Origin of the sequence: Micromonospora sp. NPDC047762 (genome assembly GCF_043204655.1) — a bacterium.
In the GTDB taxonomy this organism is placed as follows: domain Bacteria; phylum Actinomycetota; class Actinomycetes; order Mycobacteriales; family Micromonosporaceae; genus Micromonospora.
Map to the genome: position 1 here is coordinate 325273 of NZ_JBIDCQ010000002.1, position 19860 is coordinate 345132.

Here is a 19860-nt window from a genome sequence, read left to right on the forward strand (position 1 = left end):
ATGGCCACACCCAAGGACCTTCCCGACGTCGGCGGGTTCATCCGCGATCTTCGGCGCAACGCCAAGATCTCGCTACGGCAGCTCGCCGAGCAGGCGGGGGTCAGCAACCCGTACCTCAGCCAGATCGAGCGCGGCCTGCGCAGGCCCAGCGCCGAGGTGCTCCAGCAACTGGCGAGCGCGCTGCGGGTCTCCACGCCGGCGATGTACCTGCGCGCCGGTCTGCTCGACGACAAGGAAGGCCACGGGGTGCTCGCCGCCATCGCCGTGGACGCCGACCTGACGATGGCGCAGAAGCAGTCGCTCAGTCAGATCTACGAGACGTTCCGCCGGGAGAACACCCGGCTGGCCGAGGCCCAGGCCGAAGCCGAGACGGCGCAGGCCGACCAGCCCGCCGACCAGCCCGCCAGCCAGGCCGCGGACCTGGCCAATGTGGCCGCCACCGGCCCCACCACCGTCGGCGGCACCCCGACCGAGGCCGTGCTCGAGTCGGTCGCCGTCACCGAGGCGGGCACCGCCCCCGCCCCGGGCAGCACCAGCATCCCCCAGAAGAAGAAGGCCGCCGAGGCGGCCGAAGAGGAGACGTCATGAGCGAGCCGAAGACCAACCGCATCCCCGCCCCGATCTACGCCGCTGCCGGCGCCGGTGAGCTGGCCATCGAGCAGTTGCGCAAGCTGCCGGCCGTGGTCGGCGTCCTCAGCACCCGGGTCGTCGCCGACCTGGGCGGCCGGGCCGTGCTGACCGGCTTCGAGCTGAAGCAGAAGGCCACCGAGACGCTGCGCACCGCCAACGAGACCGCCGACCTGGCGAAGCTGCGCGAGGCCGCCGACATCGACAAGCTGCGCGCCGCCGCGACCCGCAACGCCGCCCTGGTGGTCGCGGGCGCCCAGGTCGCCCAGGAGCGCGCGTTCGCGGCGTACGGCGCGCTGGTCGCCCGGGGCGAGCGGGTCGTCGGTGCCGGCGTGCTGGAGGCCGCCGAGACGGTCAACGCCGACATCGAGGCCACCGAGGCCGTGACGCCGGCCGCCACCCCCGCGGCTGCCGCCACCCCCACCGCTGCGGCCCCCACCGACGCGCCGACCCCGGCCGACGTGGCGGAGATCGCCGAGGCCAAGCCGGCCGCCGTCAAGAAGGCCGCCCGCGCGCCGAAGGCCGCCAAGCCGGTCGAGGCCCCGTCGGCGAAGCTTCCCCGGGCCACCAAGCGGACCCGTCCGGCAGCCGAGTAGTTCACCGTGGCCGCGACCCCGGTGGCGTCCTTGTCGGACGTAGCCGGGGTCGTGGACATAAACTGGCCGGCATGGCCAACGCCGCGCCGATCTTCGCCTTCGCCGTCCGTGAAGTGATCCAGCTGATCCTGCTCGTCTTCGCGCTGATCGTTCAGGGCGTTGCCCTGGTGCACGCGATCACGCAGCGCTCCGACGCCTTCCCCGCCATCGGGACGCTGCCCAAGGGCGGCTGGATCGCCATCCTGGCGGTCTGCCTCGTGCTCACCCTGCTCGGCTTCGGTCCGATCAGTCTCTTCGGACTGGTCGGCATCGCCGCCGGTCTGATCTACCTGCTCGATGTCCGAATCGGCCTCCGCGAACTCGGTGACGGCAAAGGGTTCTGGTGAGAGGTTTTCGCTGGCCGCCCCCACCCGACAGCGGGCCCCGCACCTGGGGTCCCGGGCCGGGTGGGCCGCGTACCGGCCGGCCGGCGCTGCCGGAGCCGGAGACCGAGCTGATCACCACCCCGCACGGTGTACGGCTGGAACGGCTGGTCACCGGCACCGGTGATCCGGTCACCGTGTTCGCGCACGGGTTGGGCAACGGCATCGCCACCACCCGACCGTTCGGCAGTGGGGTGAACGGTCGCAAGGTGTTCTTCCAGTTCCGTGGGCACGGCCGTTCCGAAGCCCCGGACGGGCCATGGGACTATCTGGACCTGGCCCGGGATCTGCGGGCGATCGCCGACCTTGGCGGCGCCAGCCGGGCGTTCGGCGCGAGTCTCGGCGCGGGTGCCCTCTGCCGACTCCTCGTGGAGAGCCCGGAGCGCTTCGACAAGCTGGTCTTCTTCCTGCCGGCGGTCCTCGACGAGCCACGCGGGCCGGCCGCCCGGGAGCGCATCACCGACCTCCTGGAAGCGGTGGAGAGCGGGGATGCCTCGGCGGTCGCCGACATCGTCACGCTGGAGTTGCCCCCGGCTGTGCGTAACACCCCGGCCGGCTGGGCCTACCTGCGACAACGGCTCGACCAACTGCTCCGCGACGGTCTCGCCGACGGTCTGGCCACGCTCACCGACCAGACACCGCTGCGCCAGATCGGTGACCTGACGGCGGTCACCGCACCGGCGCTGGTGATCGGTTGCGCGGGCGACGACCTGCACCCGGTCGAGGTCGCCGAGCGGCTCGCCGTGGCGCTTCCCCAGGCCACCCTGCACGTGTACGACCGGCCCGGCGTGCTCTGGTCGGAACGCGCCGATCTGCGGGACCGCATCTCCGGCTTCCTGAACGAGTAACCTGCCCTGTCATGGGCGTCACACAGCACGGCCGGACGCACCGGCTGGACCTTGCCGACCCGACCCTGCGCGAATGGACGTGCACGGTCCTGCACTCCGATGCCGAGCAGGGCATCGTGTTGGACCGTTCGGCGTTCTACCCGGGCGGTGGTGGCCAACCACCCGACCACGGTGTGCTGCTCTGGCAGGGCGTGCAGACCCGGATCGTCGGCACTCGCAAGGGCGACGACCCCTACCTGATTCCCGCCGAGGGTGATCCGCTGCCGCCGGTCGGCACCGAGGTCGTCGGCGCGGTGGAGGACGAGCGCCGCACCCGGCTGATGCGTACCCACTCCGGGCTGCACGTGCTCTGCGGTGTGGTGTTCCGCGACTTCGGCGCGCTCGTGACCGGCAACTCGATGGAACCGGGCGAGGCCCGGATGGACTTCAACCTCCCCGAGGTGCCCCCGGACTTCAAGAGTCGCATCGAGGAGCTGGTCAACGCCGAGGTGGCCGCCGACCGCTCGGTCGCCACCCGGGTGCTGCCGCGCACCGAGGCGCTGGCCCTGCCGGACATCATCCGTACCCAGTCCAACCTCATCCCGCCCGATGAGCAGGAGGTCCGGATCGTCGACATCGTCGGGCTGGACGTGCAGGCCGACGGCGGCACCCACGTCGCCTCCACCGCCCAGATCGGCAAGGTTCAGGTCGTGAAGGTGGAGAGCAAGGGCCGGGCCAACCGCCGGGTCCGGGTCCGACTGGTCGACTAGATCGAGTACCGAATTCGGACGTCGGATGTCAGGTATTCCTGACAACGTCGCAGGCATGACACAACCGCTAACCGGAAAGATCGCGCTCGTCGCCGGTGCCACCCGTGGCGCCGGACGGCAGATCGCCGTTCAGCTCGGCGCGGCCGGGGCCACTGTCTACGCCACCGGTCGCAGCTCACGGGCCGGCCGCTCCGAGATGGATCGACCGGAGACCATCGAGGAGACCGCCGAGCTGGTCAGCGCGGCCGGCGGCACCGGCATCGCCGTCCAGGTCGACCACCTGGTGCCCGATCAGGTCCGCGACCTGGTCGCCCGGATCGACGCCGAGCACCGCCAACTCGACGTGCTGGTGAACGACATCTGGGGCGGCGACCCACTGGTCACCTGGGACAAGCCGGTCTGGGAGCAACCGCTCGACGCCGGCTTCCGTACCCTGCGACTGGCCGTCGACACGCACATCATCACCAGCCACTTCGCCCTGCCGCTGCTGATCCGCAAGCCCGGTGGCCTGGTGGTGGAGATGGGCGACGGCACCAAGGCGTACAACGACGAGAACTACCGGCTGTCGGTCTTCTACGACCTGGCGAAGGTCTCGGTCAACCGGCTCGCCTTCAGCCAGGCGCACGAACTGAAGCCGCACGGCTGCACGGCCGTGGCACTGACCCCCGGCTGGATCCGTTCCGAGGCGATGCTGGAGCACTTCGGCGTGACCGAGGACAACTGGCGCGACGGGGCCGCCACCGACCCGAACTTCCTCATCTCGGAGACCCCGGCCTTCGTCGGCCGGGCGGTGGCCGCGCTCGCCGCCGACGAGGAGAAGGCCCGCTGGAACGGCAGGTCCGTCGACGCCGGCAGCCTGTCCAAGGTGTACGGCTTCACCGACCTCGACGGCAGCCAACCCGAGGGTTTCCGCTACATCACCGAGGTGGTCGACGCGGGCAAGCCGGCGGACGTGACCGGCTACCGGTAGAGCGCGGCGAGCCGTTCGGCGCTCTCCACGAACAACCGCCGCAGCTCGGGCGGGTCGATGACCTCGACCTCGGGGCCGAGGCCCAGCAGTTGGTGGTACGCCACCGGGACCGACTCGACGGGCAGCCGCGTCACCACCCAGCCCTGCCCGTCGGGCGGGCCAGCGGCGGCGACCAGTTCGTCGTACACGTCGGGGGCACTGACCAGGTGCCGGAGCTGGCGCAGGCCGGCGGGGCTCAGCCGGACGGCGACCTCGGCCCGCAGCATGGTCCGCAGGAACGACCCGGCCTGCTCGCGCCAGTGCCCGGCCAGGTCGAAGCCCTCGTCGCGGTCGAAGTGTTCGTCGCCCACCTCGACCCCGGTGACCCGGTCCACCCGGTAGGTGCGCACATCGTCGCCGACGCGGCCGACCAGGTACCAGACCCCGCTCTTGAGCACCAGGCCGTACGGCTGGACCTGGCGGGTCACCTCCTGGTCGCCGCGTCGGTAGCGCAGCTCCACCACAGTGTCGCCCCAGACCGCCCGGGCCAGCTCGGGCAGCCAGGGCGGTGGCGTGCTCTGCCGGAACCAGCCCGGTACGTCCAGGTGGAACCGCTGCCCGGCCCGGGCCGGCGCGTCGCGCAGGGCGGGTGGCAGCGCGGCGAGCACCTTCAGCTCGGCGGACGCGACGGCGTCGGCGAGCCCCATCTCGCCGGCCGGTCCGGGCAGCCCGGCGAGGAAGAGCGCCTCCGCCTCGTCCCGGGTCAGCCCGGTCAGCCGGGTGCGGTACCCGCCGAGCAGGCGGTAGCCGCCGGCCCGCCCTCGGTCGGCGTAGACCGGCACCCCCGCTGCGGAGAGCGCCAGAACGTCCCGATAGACGGTCCGCTCGGAGATCTCCAGCTCCCGTGCCAGCTCGCCCGCTGTCATCGACCCGCGTGACTGCAACAGCAACAGCAACGAGATCAGTCGGGACGCGCGCATCCGCCCATCCTGCCCGGTGCCGCTCACCGCCCGCCGGGCGTCAGCAACCCCCGGTCGTACGCGGTGGCCACCGCGGCAGCCCGGTCGTTGACCCCGAGCTTGGCGTACACGTGCAGCAGGTGCGTCTTCACGGTGGCCTCGCTGATGAACAGGCGGGTCGCCGCCTCCCGGTTGGAGGCGCCCCGGGCCACCAGGGTGAGCACCTCAAGCTCCCGTTGACTGAGCGGTTCCTCGGCGGGAGCGCGCAGCCGACCCATCAGCCGGCCGGCGACGCTCGGCGCCAGCACCGACTCGCCCCGGGCCGCGGCCCGGACCGCCCGAACCAGATCCTCCCGAGGTGTGTCCTTGAGCAGGTAACCGGTCGCCCCTGCCTCGATCGCCGGCAGCACGTCCGCGTCCGTGTCGTAGGTGGTGAGCACCAGCACCCGGGCGGTGCTGCCGGTGCGAGCCAGCCTGCGGATGGCGGTCACCCCGTCCATCCCGGGCATCCGCAGATCCATCAGCACCACGTCCGGCCGCAGCGACGCGACCAGGGCCAACGCCTCCGAGCCGTCCGCCGCCTCGCCCACCACCTCGAAATCGGGGTCACCGGTGAACATCCCCCGCAGGCCGTCCCGCACCACCGGGTGATCATCGACGATCAACAGCCGAACCGGGGCGGTCAACCGGCACCTCCAGGTAGCGCGGGAACGGACGCCGAGATGGCGGTGCCGTTGCCCGGCTCGGACTCGACGGCCAACTCGCCACCGACCCTTGCCACCCGTTGCCGCATGGCGGTCAACCCGTACCCGCCGCCCGGCTCACGGGACGCCGGCTGGTCGGCGACGTCGAAGCCCGCCCCGTCGTCACGGACGTCGAGCGTGACCACGTCCGCCATGTACGACAGGGTCAGCCCGACCCGCGACGCGGCGGCGTGCCGGGCCACGTTGGACAGCGCCTCCTGGGCGGCCCGCAGTAGGGTCACCTCCACCTCCGGGTGCAGCGGGCGGGGCGTGCCCGTGGTGGCCACGTCGGCCCGTACCCCGTTCAGGGCCGACCAACGCCCGCCCAGCTCGACCAGGGCGTCGGGTAGCCGGGCCGTTTCCAACGGTTCCGGGCGGACCGCCTGCACCGAGCGGCGGGCCTCGGTGAGGCTCTCCCGAGCCAGGACGAGCGCGTTGTCGACGTGCCGGCGCCAGTCGGCCGACCGGTCGCGGCTCTGCTCGGCCGCCTCCAGTTGAGTGATGATGCCGGTCAATCCCTGCGCCAGGGTGTCGTGGATCTCCCGCGCCATTCGTTGCCGCTCATCCAGCACGCCGGCCTCCCGGGCCTGGGTGAGCAGCTGGGCGTGCAGCCCGGCGTTCTCATTCACCGTCTCGGTGAGCTGACGGTTGGTCTCACCGAGTTCCGCCATCAACCGTTTGCGTTTGGCGTCCTCCTGTTCGGCGATCACCGCGAACCAGCTCACCGAGCCAGCCACCACCAGGTTGAACAGCACCAGCAACAGCCACAGCGGCAGGTGCGACACCACCACCGACAGACCACCGCCCTGCGACGTGGCGACCAGGGTGGCCGTGGTGACCACGCCCGCGACGCGCCAGCGCCCGGGCAGCACCGGAAAGGCGTGGATGTAGCCGATCCAGGCGAAGAAGCCGTACCACGGACTGGCCGCCACCAGCGCGGCGGCGAACGTGAGCAGCCCGGCGTAGTAGACCGCCATCGGTCTGCGCCGGCTCTGCCAGCCGGGGTGCAGGATGACGAACCAGGCGACCCAGCCTCCGGCCGCCACGGCGACGGCGAGGGTGGGCAGCGCCCCGGGCTGGTCAGGTGCCGGTGCGACGAGGGCCAGCAGGGTGCCCAGAGTCAGCCCGCCGAAGGGGAAGACGCGGTAGAGGACCGCCTCGCGTTCTCGCCAGCTGGCCAGACGGTCGTGCCCACCGTCGCGTGTCATCGCATCCCCGCTCACTCCCAGCGGAACAGTCTCGCCGCGCCGGCACCGGCCGCCACGGCGATCACCGCCATTATTCCCAGGTGCAGCGGCTGTGGCGGAGTGCCGGTCCAGGCGTCGAGGAGCGCCTGCACCCCGGGCGGCGTGTAGTCGCCGATCCGCGCCACGACGTCGGGGAGCAGGAACCGGGGGAGGTAGACCCCGCCGAAGAACATGGTGAGCAGGAACAGTGGGACGGCCAGGGCCTGTGCCGCCTTCGTGGTTTTGGCCACGGCGGCGACCAGCAGGCCGAGCGCCAGCAGCGCCGCCGTGCCGAGGACGAACGCCAGGGTGAAGCCGAACGGGTGCCGGGGGAGCGGCACCTCGAACGCCAACCGGCCGACGACGATGAGCAGCAACGCGCTGGCCAGGATCGCGGCCAGGGCCACCACCAGTTGGGCGGCGAGCAGAGCGCCCGGGTGCGCCGGAGTGGTCGCCAGCCGACGCAGCACGCCGCGTTCCCGGTAGGTGGCCAGCGCCATGGGCATCGTGTTCACCCCCACCATGGCCAGGGTGACCACCAACAGCGACGGGGCGAAGTAATTGACGAAGTTCTGCCCGTCGAAGTTCGGATCCGGCTCGCGGAGCGAGGGAATCAACCCGAGCACCACCAGGATCAGTGTGGGCAGCCCGACTATGGTGAGCAGCGTCGGTAGGTCCCGCAGGTAGAGCCGCGCCTCGACCTTCAGGATCTGGCGGAAGGCGTGCATTGTGCTTCCTCTCAGTTGGCGGGCCGGTGCCCGGTCAGCTCGACGAAGGCGTCGTCGAGGGTGGACTGCTCCAGCCGCAGGTCTGCCGCGACGATCTGGTGACGGGCGAGCACCGACGTGACGGCGTGCAGCAGCTCGCCGGTTCCGGTCACCACCACCTGGCTGCCGGTTCGCTGCACGGCGGAAACCTCGGGCAGGTCGGTGAGGAGCCGGTCGTCGACCGGAGCTGAGGGCCGGAACCGGATCCGCTGCTCCGGAGCCACCGTCGACACCAGGCCCGCCGGGCTGTCCAGGGCGACCACCCGACCCCGGTCGATCACCGCGACCCGGTCGCAGAGCCGCTCGGCCTCCTCCATGAAGTGGGTGACCAGCACGATCGTCACCCCGCTGTCGCGGACCTGTTCGATGAGGCCCCAGGTGTCCCGGCGGGCCTGCGGGTCCAGCCCGGTGGTCAATTCGTCGAGGATGGCGATCTCCGGGTTGCCGACCAGGGCCAGCGCGATGGAGAGCCGCTGCTTCTGGCCGCCGGAGAGCTTCTTGTACGCGGTGTTCCGCTTGTCGCCGAGGCCCAGCTTGTCGATCAGCTCGGCCGGGTCGGCCGGGTTGCGGTAGAACGAGGCGTACAGCTCCAGCGCCTCGGCCACCCGCAACCGGTCCGGCAGTTGGCTTTCCTGGAGTTGCACCCCGACCCGCTGGCGTAGCTGGGCCGCGTCCCGGCGGGGGTCGAGCCCGAGGACCGACACCCCGCCCCCGTCGGGGACACGCAGCCCGGCTACGCACTCCACAGTGGTGGTCTTGCCGGCGCCGTTCGGGCCGAGGACGCCGAAGATCTCCCCGGCCTCCACGGCGAGCGACACGTCGTCCACCGCCACCAGGTCGCCGTACCGCTTCTTCAGGTGGGTCACCTCGATGACCGGCATCGTGTCGCCTTTCGCCGCCGCTGACTTCGTACCCCTCAAGGGTGGTCGGGGTGGCCCGCCGGCGAATCGACCGGTCAGCGACGAACCTCGGTGCCCCCGGTGGATCGCTGCCGTCCGTCAACCGGTTGATGTGTACGCGGCGGCTCGCTGCTAGCGCTCCGCCCGGCGGATCCGATCACGGCTGGTTAGGCTGCTCGATCGTGGATGCCAGCAGAATCGCCAGCCCGGTGACCGGGGTCGTCGGACGCTTCCTCGCCGGGGCGGGGCTGCTCCTGCGTGGGTTGGGCCTCTACGTCCGCAGCCCGGGGCTGATGCTGCTCGGCATCGTGCCGGCGTTGATCTCCGGCGTGCTATTCCTGGCCGCGCTCGCCACACTGGTGTACTTCGTGGACGATCTCGCCGCGCTGGTCACCCCGTTCGCCGACGACTGGTCGAACACCGGACGCAGCCTGGTCCGGGTGATCGCCGGGTTGGCCTTCCTGGGGGTCGGCGGCCTGCTTGGCGTGCTCACCTTCACCGCCGTCACCCTGGTCATCGGCGACCCGTTCTACGAGAAAATCTCCGAGCAGGTCGAGCAGCGGTACGGCGGCACGCCGGGCGCTGTGGACGTGCCCTTCTGGTCGTCGCTGCGCCGTAGCCTCGCCGACTCGGTACGCCTGCTGGCGCTCACGGCGTTGGTTGGCGTCCCGCTCTTCGTCGCCGGCTTCATCCCGGTGGTCGGCCAGACCGTCGTCCCGGTCATCGGGGCGGCCGTGGGCGGGTGGTTCCTCGCCGTGGAGTTGGTCGGTGCACCGTTCTACCGACGGGGGATGCGGCTGCCGCAGCGCCGGACGATCCTGAAGGCCGACCGACCCACCGCGCTCGGCTTCGGAGTGGCCGTCTTCCTGTGCTTCCTGATCCCGCTCGGCGCGGTGTTGATCATGCCGGCGGCGGTCGCGGGCGCCACCCTGCTGGCCCGCCGATCGCTCGGCCAGTCCATCGAGAAGGACTGACGTGGAGATCACCCTGGTCGAGGGCGACATCACCGCCCAGCGGGTCGACGCCGTCGTGAACGCCGCGAACTCGTCCCTGCTCGGTGGCGGTGGGGTCGACGGTGCCATCCACCGGCGCGGTGGCCCTGCGATCCTCGCGGAGTGCCGGGCGCTGCGGGCGTCCCACTACGGCAGAGGGCTGCCGACCGGGCAGGCGGTGGCGACCACGGCCGGTGAGCTGCCGGCCCGCTGGGTGATCCACACCGTCGGACCGGTCTGGTCCGGCACGGAGGACCGCTCGGCGCTGCTGCGCGACTGCTACGCCAACAGCCTGCGGGTGGCCGACGGACTGGGCGCGGCCGTTGTGGCCTTCCCGCTGATCTCCGCCGGCATCTACGGCTGGCCGGTCGACGACGCGGTCCGCCAGGCCCTGACGGTGCTGCGCCCGGCCACGCCCGCCACCGTCACCGAGGCCCGCCTGGTGCTGTTCGGGCCGGATACCTACGCCACCGCCCGCAGAATCTCCGAAACACCCTGACCCCACCCCACCCCACCCCACCCCCGCCCCGCCCTCACCCCGCCCTGCCCCGCCGATCTTGCAGTTTCGGTTGTCGACATGAGGGCCTATGTCCCTTGTGTCGGGACAGAAAGTGCAAGATCGACGCAGGGTGTGCCGTCAGGTCAGGTCAGGTCGGTCAGGCAGGACCACTCGGATGCCACCGGGCGGTAGCCAAGCCGGGTGTTGATCGCGAGCATCGGCCCGTTCGCCTCGTCGTTCGAGGTGTACGCGACGCGCACGCCGTTCGCGGCGGCCCGGTGCAGCGCTGCCGTCTTGGCGAGCCGGGCGAGGCCCCGCCCCCGGTACGCCGGGAGACTGCCGGTGAAGTCCGACCACATCCGGTCCCCGTCCCGCTTCACCAGGCTGAAGGCGGCCACCTCCCCGTCGACGTCGACAGCGGTGCTGGACTCCTTGTCCAGACCCAGGTTGTCCCAGACGTCGTACTGCCAGCTCTCGTAGCTGATCGAGTCGACCGGCACGTCGCCCGGCTCGTCCAGCGACGAGGCCACGTCCGCCGCGTACAGCAGATGCGGGTCGAGGTCGGAGATCGGGAGCAGTCGTACGCCCGGGGGCGGCTCCGGCAGCGCGGGTGCCGGATTCAGTTCGAGCGCCGAGAAGCGCAGCTCACGACTGGGCTCGTAGCCGTGTCGGCGGGCGAACGGCAGCGCCTCCGGTTGAGCGAAGGTGCGGAGCCGGCGGACCCCCAGCGGGGCAAGGTGACCTGTCGCGGTCGTCAGCAGCGCGGTGCCGATGCCGCGCCGCCGGTGCTCCGGGTGCACGTGCAGGAGGGAGATGTCACCGAAGTCCGCCGTCGAGGTCGACGCGTTGCGTTGCGCCGTCACCCAACCGACGACCTGGGCGTCGACCTCGGCCACGAAGGCGACCCAGTCCCGGCCCGGTACCGGATCGGCGATCATCTTCCGGGTCGACTCGACGCCGCGCACCTGGTACGGGTAGACGATCGTCCGTAGCGCCACCACGCCCGGAGCGTCGTCCGGCTGCGCAACACGAATGCGCATGTCAGGCCCCCATCCGTACGGCCGCGACGACGGCCTCGACCTCGACGAGTTGGTGGGAGCAGCTGAGCAGTGCGACAGGATCCGGCATGTCGGCGAGGCTAGCCAAGATCTTCTGCCCGGACGACGCATTAACCGCGTGCTCCCGCAGCCGGCGACCGACCAGCAGGCGGCAACTTCAGGGAAATAGTGGCCTCCCGGCGCTCGGAGACCACTATTTCCCTGAAGTTGTGCGGATCTTGCAGGGCGGGTCCGGCGCGGACCCGCGGCCGACGGAGCGACGCAATAACCGTCAGGCGGAGGCGCGACGGATCAGCTCGGTGGGCAGCATGATCGCCTGCTCGATGGTCTCCCCGGCGGCCAGCCGGAGCAGTTGGCGGGTCATCCGGCGGCCGAGCTCCACGATCGGCTGCCGGACGGTGGTCAGCGGCGGCTCGGTGTAGGCGGCTGTCTCGATGTCGTCGAAGCCGACCACCGCCACGTCGTCGGGCACCCGCCGACCCGCCTCGCGCAGCGTCCGCAGGGCGGCGTGCGCCATCAGGTCGGAGGCGGCGAAGACGCCGTCGAGGTCGGGGTGCTCGGCGAGCAGGCGGCGCATCGCCGCCGACCCGGATTCCCTGGTGAAGTCGCCGATGGCGATCAGCTCGGGCAGCCCCGCGTCGGCGACCGTGCTGCGGTAACCGCTGAGCCGTTCGATCCCGGCGACCATGTCCTGTGGCCCGGCGATGGTCGCGATCCGTCGACGACCGCTGTCGATCATGTGCCGGACGGCCGCGGTCACCCCGGCCACGTGGTCGACGTCGACGTACGGGACGGGCACGTCGCCGAGCGGCCGGCCGCTGACCACCACCGGGATGCCGAGTCGGGCCAGCGTGCCGGGCAGCGGGTCGGCACCGTGCAGCGACGCGAAGAGCACGCCGTCGACGTGCCGGCCGGTGGTGTACCGCTCGACCCGGTGGTGCCCGGCCGGCGAGCCGGCGAGCATCAGCACCAGTTGCTTGTCGGCCGCCTCCAGTTCCTGGCTGACGCCCCGGATGATGCCGGGGAAGACCTGGTCGTCGGAGAAGACCCGGGTGGCCGCCTCCGGCATGACCAGGGCGATCGAGTCGGTGCGCTGGGTGACCAGGCTGCGGGCCGCCAGGTTGGGGACGTACCCCAACTCGGCGACCGCCCGGGTGACCGCCTCGCGGATCGGTTCGGCGACGGTGGTGGAGCCGTTGACCACCCGGGAAACGGTGGCGCGGGACACTCCGGCCCGCGCTGCCACCGCTTCGAGCGTCGGCCGCTGCGCCGTCGTCATCGCGCTTTCCCCCCGCTCGTCACAGCCCGTTCCGGGAGATCACCTCCTGGTACCACCGGGCGCTGGCCTTCGGTGTGCGCCGCTGGGTCAGGTAGTCGACGTGCACGATCCCGAACCGCTTGCGGTAACCCTCCGCCCACTCGAAGTTGTCCAGGAATGACCATACGAGATAACCGCGCAGGTCCACGCCCCGGGAGATCGCCTCATGCGCTGCGCGGAGGTGCCCGTCGAGGTAGGCGATGCGATCGGCGTCGATCACCTGCGTCGGGCCGTCGGGCGAGTCGGCGCCGGGCTTGTCGGGGAACGCCGCACCGTTCTCGGTGATCAGCAGCGGCACACCGGGGTAGTCGGCGGCGATCCGCTCCAGCAGCCGGGTGAGCCCGGCCGGCTCGATCATCCACCCCATGTCGGTGAGCGGCCCGGCCGGTGGCAGGAAGTGCACAGCGCCCTCGGTGCCCGGGTACGCGCCGTTGCCGCCGCCGTCGGGCCGCCCGGCCACGTAGGTCGGGGCGTAGTAGTTGATGCCGAGCAGGTCGATCGGGGCGGCGATCACCTTCTCGTCGCCGTCGCGGATGAACGTCGGCTCGACGATCCGGGCCACGTGCTCGCGGACGTCGTCCGGGTAGCCGCCGGCCAACAGCGGGTCGAGGAAGATCCGGTTGTGCAGGCCGTCGACCAGGCGGACCGCTGCGGCGTCGGCCGCGCTCTGCGGGTCTGCCGGGCGTACGTCGGCCGGGTTGACGGTGACGCCCACGCTGCGCGCGCCGGCCGCCCGCAACGCCCGCGCCGCCAGGCCGTGCCCCAACAGCAGATGGTGTACGGCGGTGAAGGCCGCCGCCGGATCCTGCTCGCCGGGAGCGTGCAGGCCGTTGGCGTAACCGAGGTAGGCCGAGCACCACGGCTCGTTGAGCGTGGTCCACACGTCGATCCGGTCGCCGAGGCGGGCGTACACCGCTGTGGCGTAGGTGGCGAAGTGTTCGGCGGTGTCCCGGTTGGTCCAGCCACCCCGGTCGCCCAGGGCCTGCGGCAGGTCCCAGTGGTAGAGGGTGACGATCGGGTCGATTCCCCGGTCCAGCAGCGTGTCGGTGAGTCGGTCGTAGAAGTCCAGTCCACGGGGGTTGGCGGGGCCGGTGCCGTCGGGCTGTATCCGCGGCCAGGCCACCGAGAACCGGTACGCCCGCAGGCCCAGCTCGGCCATCAGCGCCACGTCGTCGGCGTACCGGTGGTAGTGGTCGCAGGCGACGTCGCCGGTGTGACCCTGGTACACCTTGCCCGGCGTACGGCTGAAGGTGTCCCAGATGGACGGACCGCGACCGTCGTCGCGGGCCGCACCCTCGATCTGGTACGCGGCGGTGGCCGTCCCCCAGAGGAAGTGTTCGGGAAACCGGATCTCGTTGCCGGGCCGGTTGGTTGAGTCGCTCCGCTCGTTCACGCCTTGACCGCACCTTCCATGATTCCGCCGATGATCTGCCGGCCGAACAACACGAAGACCAGTAGCAGGGGCAGCGTCGCGATGGCCGTTCCGGTGAACACCTGCGACATGTCCTGGTAATACCCGTCCGACAGTGCGCGTAGGGACAGTTGCACAGTTGGATTCGTCGGGTCGTTCAGTACAGCGTACGGCCAGAGGAAGTCGTTCCAGGTGGTCATGAAGGTGAGCAGACCGAGGACGGCGGCGGCGGGACGCAGGGCGGGCACCACGACGTGCCACCAGATCCGGGCGGTGCCGCAGCCGTCCATCCGGGCGGCCTCGATCAGTTCGTCGCTGATGGCCTGGCCGGCGTACTGCCTCATCATGAACACCCCGAACCCGGTGACCAGCACCGGGACGATGACCGCGGGCAGCCGGTCGTTCCAGTGCAGCTTGCTCATGAGCAGGTATAGCGGGATCACGCCGAGCTGCGTCGGCACCATCATGGTCGCGATGATCACCAGCAGCATGGCGTTACGGCCGCGGAACCTGAGCTTGGCGAAGGCGAACCCGGCCAGGCTGGAGAAGAACACCACGGAGACGGTCACCGTGATCGCCACGATCGCCGAGTTGATCAGGCCGGTCAAAAAGTACGCGTCGGTGTTGTCGAACAGGCGGGCGATGTTCGCGCCCAGGTTGCCGCCGGGGGTGACCGGGGGTGGGAGTTGGCCCATCGCGTCGTTGCTGCGGCTGGCGACGACGAACATCCACCAGATCGGAAACACCGACAGGCCGGCGGCGACGACCAGGGCGAGGTAGGTGAGCGGGCTGGCCCGCCAGAGTCGGCTCATCGCGCCGCTCCCTTCTGCGATCGGTCCCCGCCACCGAGGCGACGCAGGATGAGCACGTTGACCGCCGCGACGATCGCGATGAGCGCGAAGAGCAGCCAGGCCACTGCCGAGCCGTACCCGAAGTTGTAGTGCGGGGCGAAGGCGTTCTCGAACATGTACATGGTCAGCGTCTGCGACTCGCGCAGCGGCCCGCCGCGGATCGGGTTGGTGCCGGAGTTGAACATCCGGGGCTCGGTGAAGAGTTGCAGACCGCCGATGGTGGCGATGATGGTGCAGAAGATGATCGTCGGCTTGAGCAGCGGCACGGTGACCGACCAGAACTGTCGGGCCCGGCTGGCGCCGTCGATCGCCGCCGCCTCGTACAGGTCGCGGGGGATCGCCTGCATCGCGGCCAGCAGGATCAGCGCGTTGTAGCCGGTCCACCGCCAGTCGACCATGGCGGAGATGGCCACCCAGGACGCCAGCCGGTTGGACTTCCACTCGATCGCGTCCAGCCCGACCAGGTCGAGCATCCAGTTGATCATGCCGAACTCGCGGCCGAAGAGCACCCCGAAGACGATCGCCACCGCGGCCGTGGACGTGACGTTGGGGACGAGCACCGCCATCCGCCAACCGGTACGCGCCCGCAGGCCGCGGTTGAGCAGGTTGGCCAGCCAGAGCGCGGCGAGCAGTTGCGGGACGGTCGAGATCACGAAGATCCCCAGCGTGTTGACCAGCGCGTGCCAGAAGTCGGCGTCGGCCAGCAGCCGGGTGTAGTTCTCCGCCCCGACAAAGGGGTGGTCGACTCCGAGCAGGTCCCAGTCGTGCAGCGAGACCCAGAAGGTGTACGCCAGCGGGTACGCCCCGAAGACGCCGAAGATCAGGAAGAACGGGGCGATGTAGAGGTACGGCGAGAAGCGGGTGTCGAACCGGCTGAGCCGACCCGAGGATTGGCGGTGGTTGCCGGTTGCCGGTGCGGCCGGCGGACGGGCGTCGAGCTGGACGGTCATGCCCGAGAACTCCTTTCCGTCGCGCGGGCGGGACCCCGGCTGCCGAGGCCCGCCCGCACGCTCGCTCGGGCTACTTGGCGGCGGCCTTCTTGGCGTTGTTCACCGCGTCCGTCCAGCCCTGGCCGGGGTTACGCTGGCCCAGCTCCACGGTCCGTACGGCGTTCTCCACCTCGGTACGGACGGCCTGGTTCTTCGGGCCCATGTAGACCGGCTTGAGGCTCTTCGCGCCGGTGCCGAAGATCGAGCCGACGGGTGCCCCGGAGAAGTACGCGTTCGTCGACTGGGCGATCGCCGGGTCGTCGAGCGCCTGCGGCGACGACGGCAGCGGGCCCTTGGCCTTGAACGCCCCGATCTGACCCTTGGCGCTGGTCAGGAACTTGGCCAGCGCGATCGCCTCGGCCTGGTGCTTGCTCTGCTTCGGCACGGCGAGGTGCGACCCACCCCAGTTGCCGCCGTTGCCGGGCACCTGGGCGATGTCCCACTTGCCCTGGGCGCTCGGTCCGGAGTTCTGCTCGATGACACCGGTCATCCAGGCGGGGCAGGCGATGGTGGCGAACTTCGACTGCTTGAAGGCGGACACCCACTCCTCGGACCAGGAGCCGTACTTGCCGGAGAGGCCCGAGTCGATGATGTCCATGGTGGTGTCCCAGGCCTGCCGCACGGCCGGGTTGCTGTCGACGACCAGTTTCTCGCTGGTGTCGTAGTAGCTGTAGCCGCTGCTGTTGCCGGCGGTCTGGAGCAGGATGGTGTTGAAGGTGTTGGTGGCCGCGTCGAGGAAGGACGCCCCGGTCTTGGCGGCGACGAACTTCTCGCCGGTGGCGATGTAGTCCTGCCAGGTGGGCCAGAGCTTCGACACCTCGTCCCGCTCGGTGGGCAGGCCGGCCTTTTCGAAGAGGTCCTTGCGGTAGCACATGGCGATGCCGCCGACGTCGGTGCCGAGGCCGATGAGCTGCTTGCCGTCGGCGGTCAGGCCGGCGTTCCACTTCCACTCGAGGAAGTTGCCCTTGAGGTCGGCGGCGCCGTGGTCCAGCAGGTTGACGAAGTTGCCGGGGTTGGCCTTGTACTCGACAAGAAGACCCTCCTCGATGGCCACCACGTCGCCGGCGCCGCGTCCGGCGGCGAGCCACTGGGTCAGCTTCGGCGAGTACTCGTCGAGGTTGGTGCCGGTGCCACGCTCGACGATCTTCACGCCGGGGTTCGCGGCCATGTACTCCTGGTAGAGCTGCTCGTAGCCGAACTGGCCGAAGACGTCGACGGTCAGGGTGACTGATCCGTCGCCCGGCTCGTCGCTGCCGCCGCAGCCAGCGGTGACGAGCAGGGCGGTGGCGGCGGCGAGGGCCACCGCAGCGAGGCGGCGGCGCGGGAAGACAGCCATGGGTTATCGACCTCTCTCAAGGCGGGCGGGTGGTGGCAGATGGCTAAGAGAGCGCTCTCACGACAGGGTGGTGGGTCGCCAGCCCACTGTCAAGAGAGCGCTCTCTCAGCGTTGTGGTCCCGTGATGAACGCTCACCGTCGGTGCGGCGTCCGGCAGACGAGGCAACCCCCGACATCGACGAAGGGCGCCACCCCCAATGGGGTGACGCCCTCGCTCGTGGTGGGTCGCTCAGCCGGTGCGCAGACCGTCCAACAGCCTGCGGTCACCGACGACGTCCAGCGTCTCGAAGCTCACCCGCCCCCAGAGCGCCAGCAACAGATCGCTCGCGGTGCCGCTGACCTGGGCGCGGGCATGATGATCGTCGTGGTCGAAGATGGTCGCGGTGTCGAGCAGCGCCACCCCCTCGCCGCGCAACCGCAGATACCACTCCTGGTCCGCATCGGTCGCGCGGAGCTGCACCACCCCGTGCCAGTCACCCGGCACCTGCCGCCGGCCCGCCGGCAACCAGGTGTCCAGCACCTCACTCACCCCGTCGGCCGCTAGCTTCGCCTCCACCGGGTCGCCGGCGCCGATGGCGAGCTGGGCATCCCAGCGGTGCACAGCCGTCTCGTGCGCCGTCCGTCGCGGCCAGAAACCGGCCTTCTTCGGCTGCGGGGCCCAGTTCCACGCCGGCGCCTCGGGGTCGAGCCCGTCGAAGAGGGTCATCACCCGGTCGTAACCCTGCTGCCACAGCTGAAGCGCGTTCACGCCCGGGTCGACCTCGACCTTCTCCCACCGAGGCGGTTGGCTGGTCTGGCCGGAACCAGCGAACGACGACACCCAGTGGTAGAAGCCGGCCAGGTGCAGTGTGAGGTCGTTGACCGTCCAGCCCGGACAGGACAGCACCGGTGTCTCCGGCGGCGCCTCGGCCACCGCTGCCGCGAAAGCCGGACCCTCCGTCCGGAGCGCCCCGATCCAGAAATCCTTGCTGCCCTGCAGTCTGCTCATCGCCATCCTCCCGGGGGTGCCGGGCGACCAGTGGGTGCCACGGCTACTTGTCAGCCTAAGGTGAAGGGCGTGCCAGACGCCTCCGCCCAGCCGACAACCGACGCCGATCGTGCCATCCCCGGTCCACTCGCCGGCTACACCACCCTGCGAACGGGTGGACCCGCCAAGCGGATCGTGGCCGCCGGCAGCGCCGACGAGCTCGTCCACGCGGTACGCGCCGCGACGGAGCCGGTCCTGATCCTGGCCGGCGGCAGCAACGTGGTGATCGGCGACGCCGGCTTCCCCGGCACCGTCGTGCTGGTGCGCTCCCGTGGCATGCGGGTCATCGCCGAGGACGCCACCTCGGTCACCGTACGAGTCGACGCCGGCGAGCCGTGGGACGACCTCGTCGCCGCCACTGTCGCCAACGGCTGGGCCGGGCTGGAGTGCCTGTCCGGCATCCCCGGCTCGACCGGTGCCACCCCGATCCAGAACGTCGGCGCGTACGGCCAGGAGGTCGCCGAAACCATCACCGGCGTCGAGGTGTACGACCGCGTCGAGGGCACCCGCCAGGTCATCCCCGCAGCCCAGTGCGGCTTCGCCTACCGGGGCAGCATCTTCAAGTACGTGGACCGGTGGGTGGTGCTCTCGGTCGACTTCCGACTCACCAGGTCTCCGCTCTCCGGGCCGGTGCGCTACGCCGAGCTGGCCCGAGCCCTCGGTGTCGAGGTGGGCGAGCAGGTGCCGCTGGCCGACGCCCGGACGGTGGTGCTGCGGCTGCGGGCGGGCAAGGGAATGGTGCTCGACGCCAACGACCCGGACACTCGCTCGGTCGGCTCCTTCTTCACCAACCCGGTGCTCGACCGCGCGACGTACGAACAGCTCCTGGAACGCTCCACCGAGCTGGGCGACCCGCCCGCCTGGCCCGGGGCGGACGGCCTGGTCAAGGTGAGCGCCGCCTGGCTGATCGACAAGGCCGGCTTCACCAAGGGCCATCCCGGCGAGGGTGGAGTGGCCATCTCCAGCAAGCACACCCTGGCGTTGACCAACCGCAGCGGCACCGCCCACACCAGCGACCTGCTCACCCTGGCCCGCACCATCCGCGACCAGGTCCACGCCCGCTTCGGCGTAACCCTGCACCCCGAACCAGTCCTCATCAACTGCACCCTCTAACCCACCCCACCAACCCCGGCGTGCCACGGCCGTACCCCGGCCTCGCCCTGCCCCGCCCCGGCCTCACCGCACCTCACCTCACCCCGCGCGTCTCCCGCCACCCCGGCCCCGCCCCCGGTCGCCCGGGCCCGCCCGCCCGGGCCTCGTTCCGGCCCCGCCCGGTCCCAGCCCGGCCCCGCCCGGTCCCAGCCCGGCCCCGCCCGGTCCCGCCCGGGCCCCATTCCGGCCCGCCCAGCCCCGCCCGCACGGGCCCCGCCCCGCCCAGCCCCGGCGATCTTGCAGTTTCTGCTGGGACATAGGGGCTCTAAGGGAACGAATCGTCGACCGAAAGCGCAAGATCGGCGTGTGGCGTGTGGCGTGTGGGGTGTGGGGTGTGGGTGCCCTGTGCCGCAGCGACAGCCCCGCCCGCCCGACCGCGTCGATCATGGAGTTGTGGTGGGGGACAATTGCCTTCTAGGGGGTTAAAGTGCCCACCACAACT

The 19860-nt window shown here is 71.0% G+C and carries 21 protein-coding genes; 9 read left to right on the top strand and 12 right to left on the bottom strand.

The features are described 5' to 3' along the window. The 6 genes from ACGF3C_RS07015 to ACGF3C_RS07040 all read left to right on the top strand — a co-directional run bounded on the left by ACGF3C_RS07015 (window position 1) and on the right by ACGF3C_RS07040 (window position 4212). The gene (locus ACGF3C_RS07015; protein ID WP_393219626.1) at window positions 1–588 is read left to right on the top strand and encodes a helix-turn-helix domain-containing protein; all 588 of its coding nucleotides are present in this window, start codon (window positions 1–3) and stop codon (window positions 586–588) included. Next, on the top strand, window positions 585–1223 hold the full coding sequence (locus ACGF3C_RS07020) for a hypothetical protein (RefSeq protein ID WP_357202021.1): 639 nt from the start codon (window positions 585–587) through the stop codon (window positions 1221–1223). The genes ACGF3C_RS07015 and ACGF3C_RS07020 overlap by 4 nt, the downstream gene beginning before the upstream one ends. A gap of 71 nt (window positions 1224–1294) precedes the next feature. Further along, entirely contained in the window at window positions 1295–1609 is a 315-nt protein-coding gene (locus ACGF3C_RS07025; RefSeq protein ID WP_334507220.1) for a DUF2516 family protein, read from the top strand. Beyond that, window positions 1606–2493 carry an alpha/beta hydrolase gene (locus ACGF3C_RS07030; protein ID WP_355005802.1) on the top strand — a complete coding sequence of 296 codons (888 nt, stop codon included), beginning with the start codon at window positions 1606–1608 and terminating at the stop codon, window positions 2491–2493. Before ACGF3C_RS07025 ends, ACGF3C_RS07030 begins: the two co-directional genes overlap by 4 nt. An 11-nt stretch (window positions 2494–2504) precedes the next feature. Further along, the gene (locus ACGF3C_RS07035) at window positions 2505–3242 is read left to right on the top strand and encodes an alanyl-tRNA editing protein (protein WP_124858939.1); all 738 of its coding nucleotides are present in this window, start codon (window positions 2505–2507) and stop codon (window positions 3240–3242) included. A gap of 55 nt (window positions 3243–3297) precedes the next feature. After that, on the top strand, window positions 3298–4212 hold the full coding sequence (locus ACGF3C_RS07040; protein ID WP_393219633.1) for an SDR family oxidoreductase: 915 nt from the start codon (window positions 3298–3300) through the stop codon (window positions 4210–4212). Here ACGF3C_RS07040 and ACGF3C_RS07045 read toward each other — a convergent pair. Genes ACGF3C_RS07045 through ACGF3C_RS07065 form a run of 5 tightly spaced genes read right to left on the bottom strand, consistent with a single transcriptional unit; the run spans window position 4203 to window position 8767 of the window. Further along, window positions 4203–5171 carry a YafY family protein gene (locus ACGF3C_RS07045; protein WP_357225640.1) on the bottom strand — a complete coding sequence of 323 codons (969 nt, stop codon included), beginning with the start codon at window positions 5169–5171 and terminating at the stop codon, window positions 4203–4205. The two genes, ACGF3C_RS07040 and ACGF3C_RS07045, sit on opposite strands and share 10 nt — an antisense overlap. 23 nt (window positions 5172–5194) lie before the next feature. Continuing rightward, a complete protein-coding gene (locus ACGF3C_RS07050; protein ID WP_357225643.1) occupies window positions 5195–5836 on the bottom strand; it encodes a response regulator transcription factor in 642 nt (213 codons plus the stop codon). Further along, window positions 5833–7101: a sensor histidine kinase gene (locus tag ACGF3C_RS07055; RefSeq protein WP_357225646.1), complete on the bottom strand. Its 1269-nt coding sequence runs from the start codon at window positions 7099–7101 to the stop codon at window positions 5833–5835. Before ACGF3C_RS07055 ends, ACGF3C_RS07050 begins: the two co-directional genes overlap by 4 nt. Window positions 7102–7112: 11 nt before the next feature. After that, the gene (locus tag ACGF3C_RS07060; RefSeq protein ID WP_357225650.1) at window positions 7113–7847 is read right to left on the bottom strand and encodes an ABC transporter permease; all 735 of its coding nucleotides are present in this window, start codon (window positions 7845–7847) and stop codon (window positions 7113–7115) included. Between the two features lie 11 nt (window positions 7848–7858). Next, a complete protein-coding gene (locus tag ACGF3C_RS07065) occupies window positions 7859–8767 on the bottom strand; it encodes an ABC transporter ATP-binding protein (protein ID WP_112584211.1) in 909 nt (302 codons plus the stop codon). 200 nt (window positions 8768–8967) lie between these two features. Here ACGF3C_RS07065 and ACGF3C_RS07070 point away from each other — a divergent pair, with 200 nt between their 5' ends. After that, complete coding sequence (locus ACGF3C_RS07070; RefSeq protein ID WP_357225655.1) at window positions 8968–9759, top strand: EI24 domain-containing protein; 792 nt, start codon at window positions 8968–8970, stop codon at window positions 9757–9759. A gap of 1 nt (window position 9760) precedes the next feature. After that, window positions 9761–10276 (top strand): O-acetyl-ADP-ribose deacetylase, encoded by a 516-nt coding sequence (locus ACGF3C_RS07075; protein ID WP_357225658.1) that lies wholly within the window; start codon window positions 9761–9763, stop codon window positions 10274–10276. Between the two features lie 143 nt (window positions 10277–10419). Here ACGF3C_RS07075 and ACGF3C_RS07080 read toward each other — a convergent pair whose 3' ends face one another. The 7 genes from ACGF3C_RS07080 to ACGF3C_RS07110 form a co-directional block, all read right to left on the bottom strand. Beyond that, window positions 10420–11316, bottom strand: coding sequence for a GNAT family N-acetyltransferase (locus ACGF3C_RS07080; protein ID WP_393219641.1), 897 nt, complete (start codon window positions 11314–11316; stop codon window positions 10420–10422). Window positions 11317–11605: 289 nt separating this feature from the next. Continuing rightward, window positions 11606–12613: a LacI family DNA-binding transcriptional regulator gene (locus ACGF3C_RS07085; RefSeq protein WP_355578337.1), complete on the bottom strand. Its 1008-nt coding sequence runs from the start codon at window positions 12611–12613 to the stop codon at window positions 11606–11608. A gap of 19 nt (window positions 12614–12632) precedes the next feature. Further along, on the bottom strand, window positions 12633–14045 hold the full coding sequence (locus ACGF3C_RS07090) for a GH1 family beta-glucosidase (RefSeq protein WP_393219645.1): 1413 nt from the start codon (window positions 14043–14045) through the stop codon (window positions 12633–12635). Continuing rightward, window positions 14042–14875 carry a carbohydrate ABC transporter permease gene (locus ACGF3C_RS07095; RefSeq protein WP_393219648.1) on the bottom strand — a complete coding sequence of 278 codons (834 nt, stop codon included), beginning with the start codon at window positions 14873–14875 and terminating at the stop codon, window positions 14042–14044. The genes ACGF3C_RS07090 and ACGF3C_RS07095 overlap by 4 nt, the downstream gene beginning before the upstream one ends. Beyond that, window positions 14872–15864 (bottom strand): carbohydrate ABC transporter permease, encoded by a 993-nt coding sequence (locus ACGF3C_RS07100; protein ID WP_393219651.1) that lies wholly within the window; start codon window positions 15862–15864, stop codon window positions 14872–14874. Before ACGF3C_RS07100 ends, ACGF3C_RS07095 begins: the two co-directional genes overlap by 4 nt. A 70-nt stretch (window positions 15865–15934) precedes the next feature. Continuing rightward, on the bottom strand, window positions 15935–17239 hold the full coding sequence (locus tag ACGF3C_RS07105; RefSeq protein ID WP_393219654.1) for an ABC transporter substrate-binding protein: 1305 nt from the start codon (window positions 17237–17239) through the stop codon (window positions 15935–15937). Window positions 17240–17468: 229 nt separating this feature from the next. Continuing rightward, the gene (locus tag ACGF3C_RS07110) at window positions 17469–18227 is read right to left on the bottom strand and encodes a maleylpyruvate isomerase family mycothiol-dependent enzyme (RefSeq protein WP_357225683.1); all 759 of its coding nucleotides are present in this window, start codon (window positions 18225–18227) and stop codon (window positions 17469–17471) included. A 114-nt stretch (window positions 18228–18341) separates the two neighbouring features. On the opposite strand from ACGF3C_RS07110, the gene ACGF3C_RS07115 reads away from it, so the two are divergent. Further along, on the top strand, window positions 18342–19379 hold the full coding sequence (locus ACGF3C_RS07115) for a UDP-N-acetylmuramate dehydrogenase (RefSeq protein WP_357225689.1): 1038 nt from the start codon (window positions 18342–18344) through the stop codon (window positions 19377–19379). Window positions 19380–19860 lie beyond the last annotated feature (481 nt).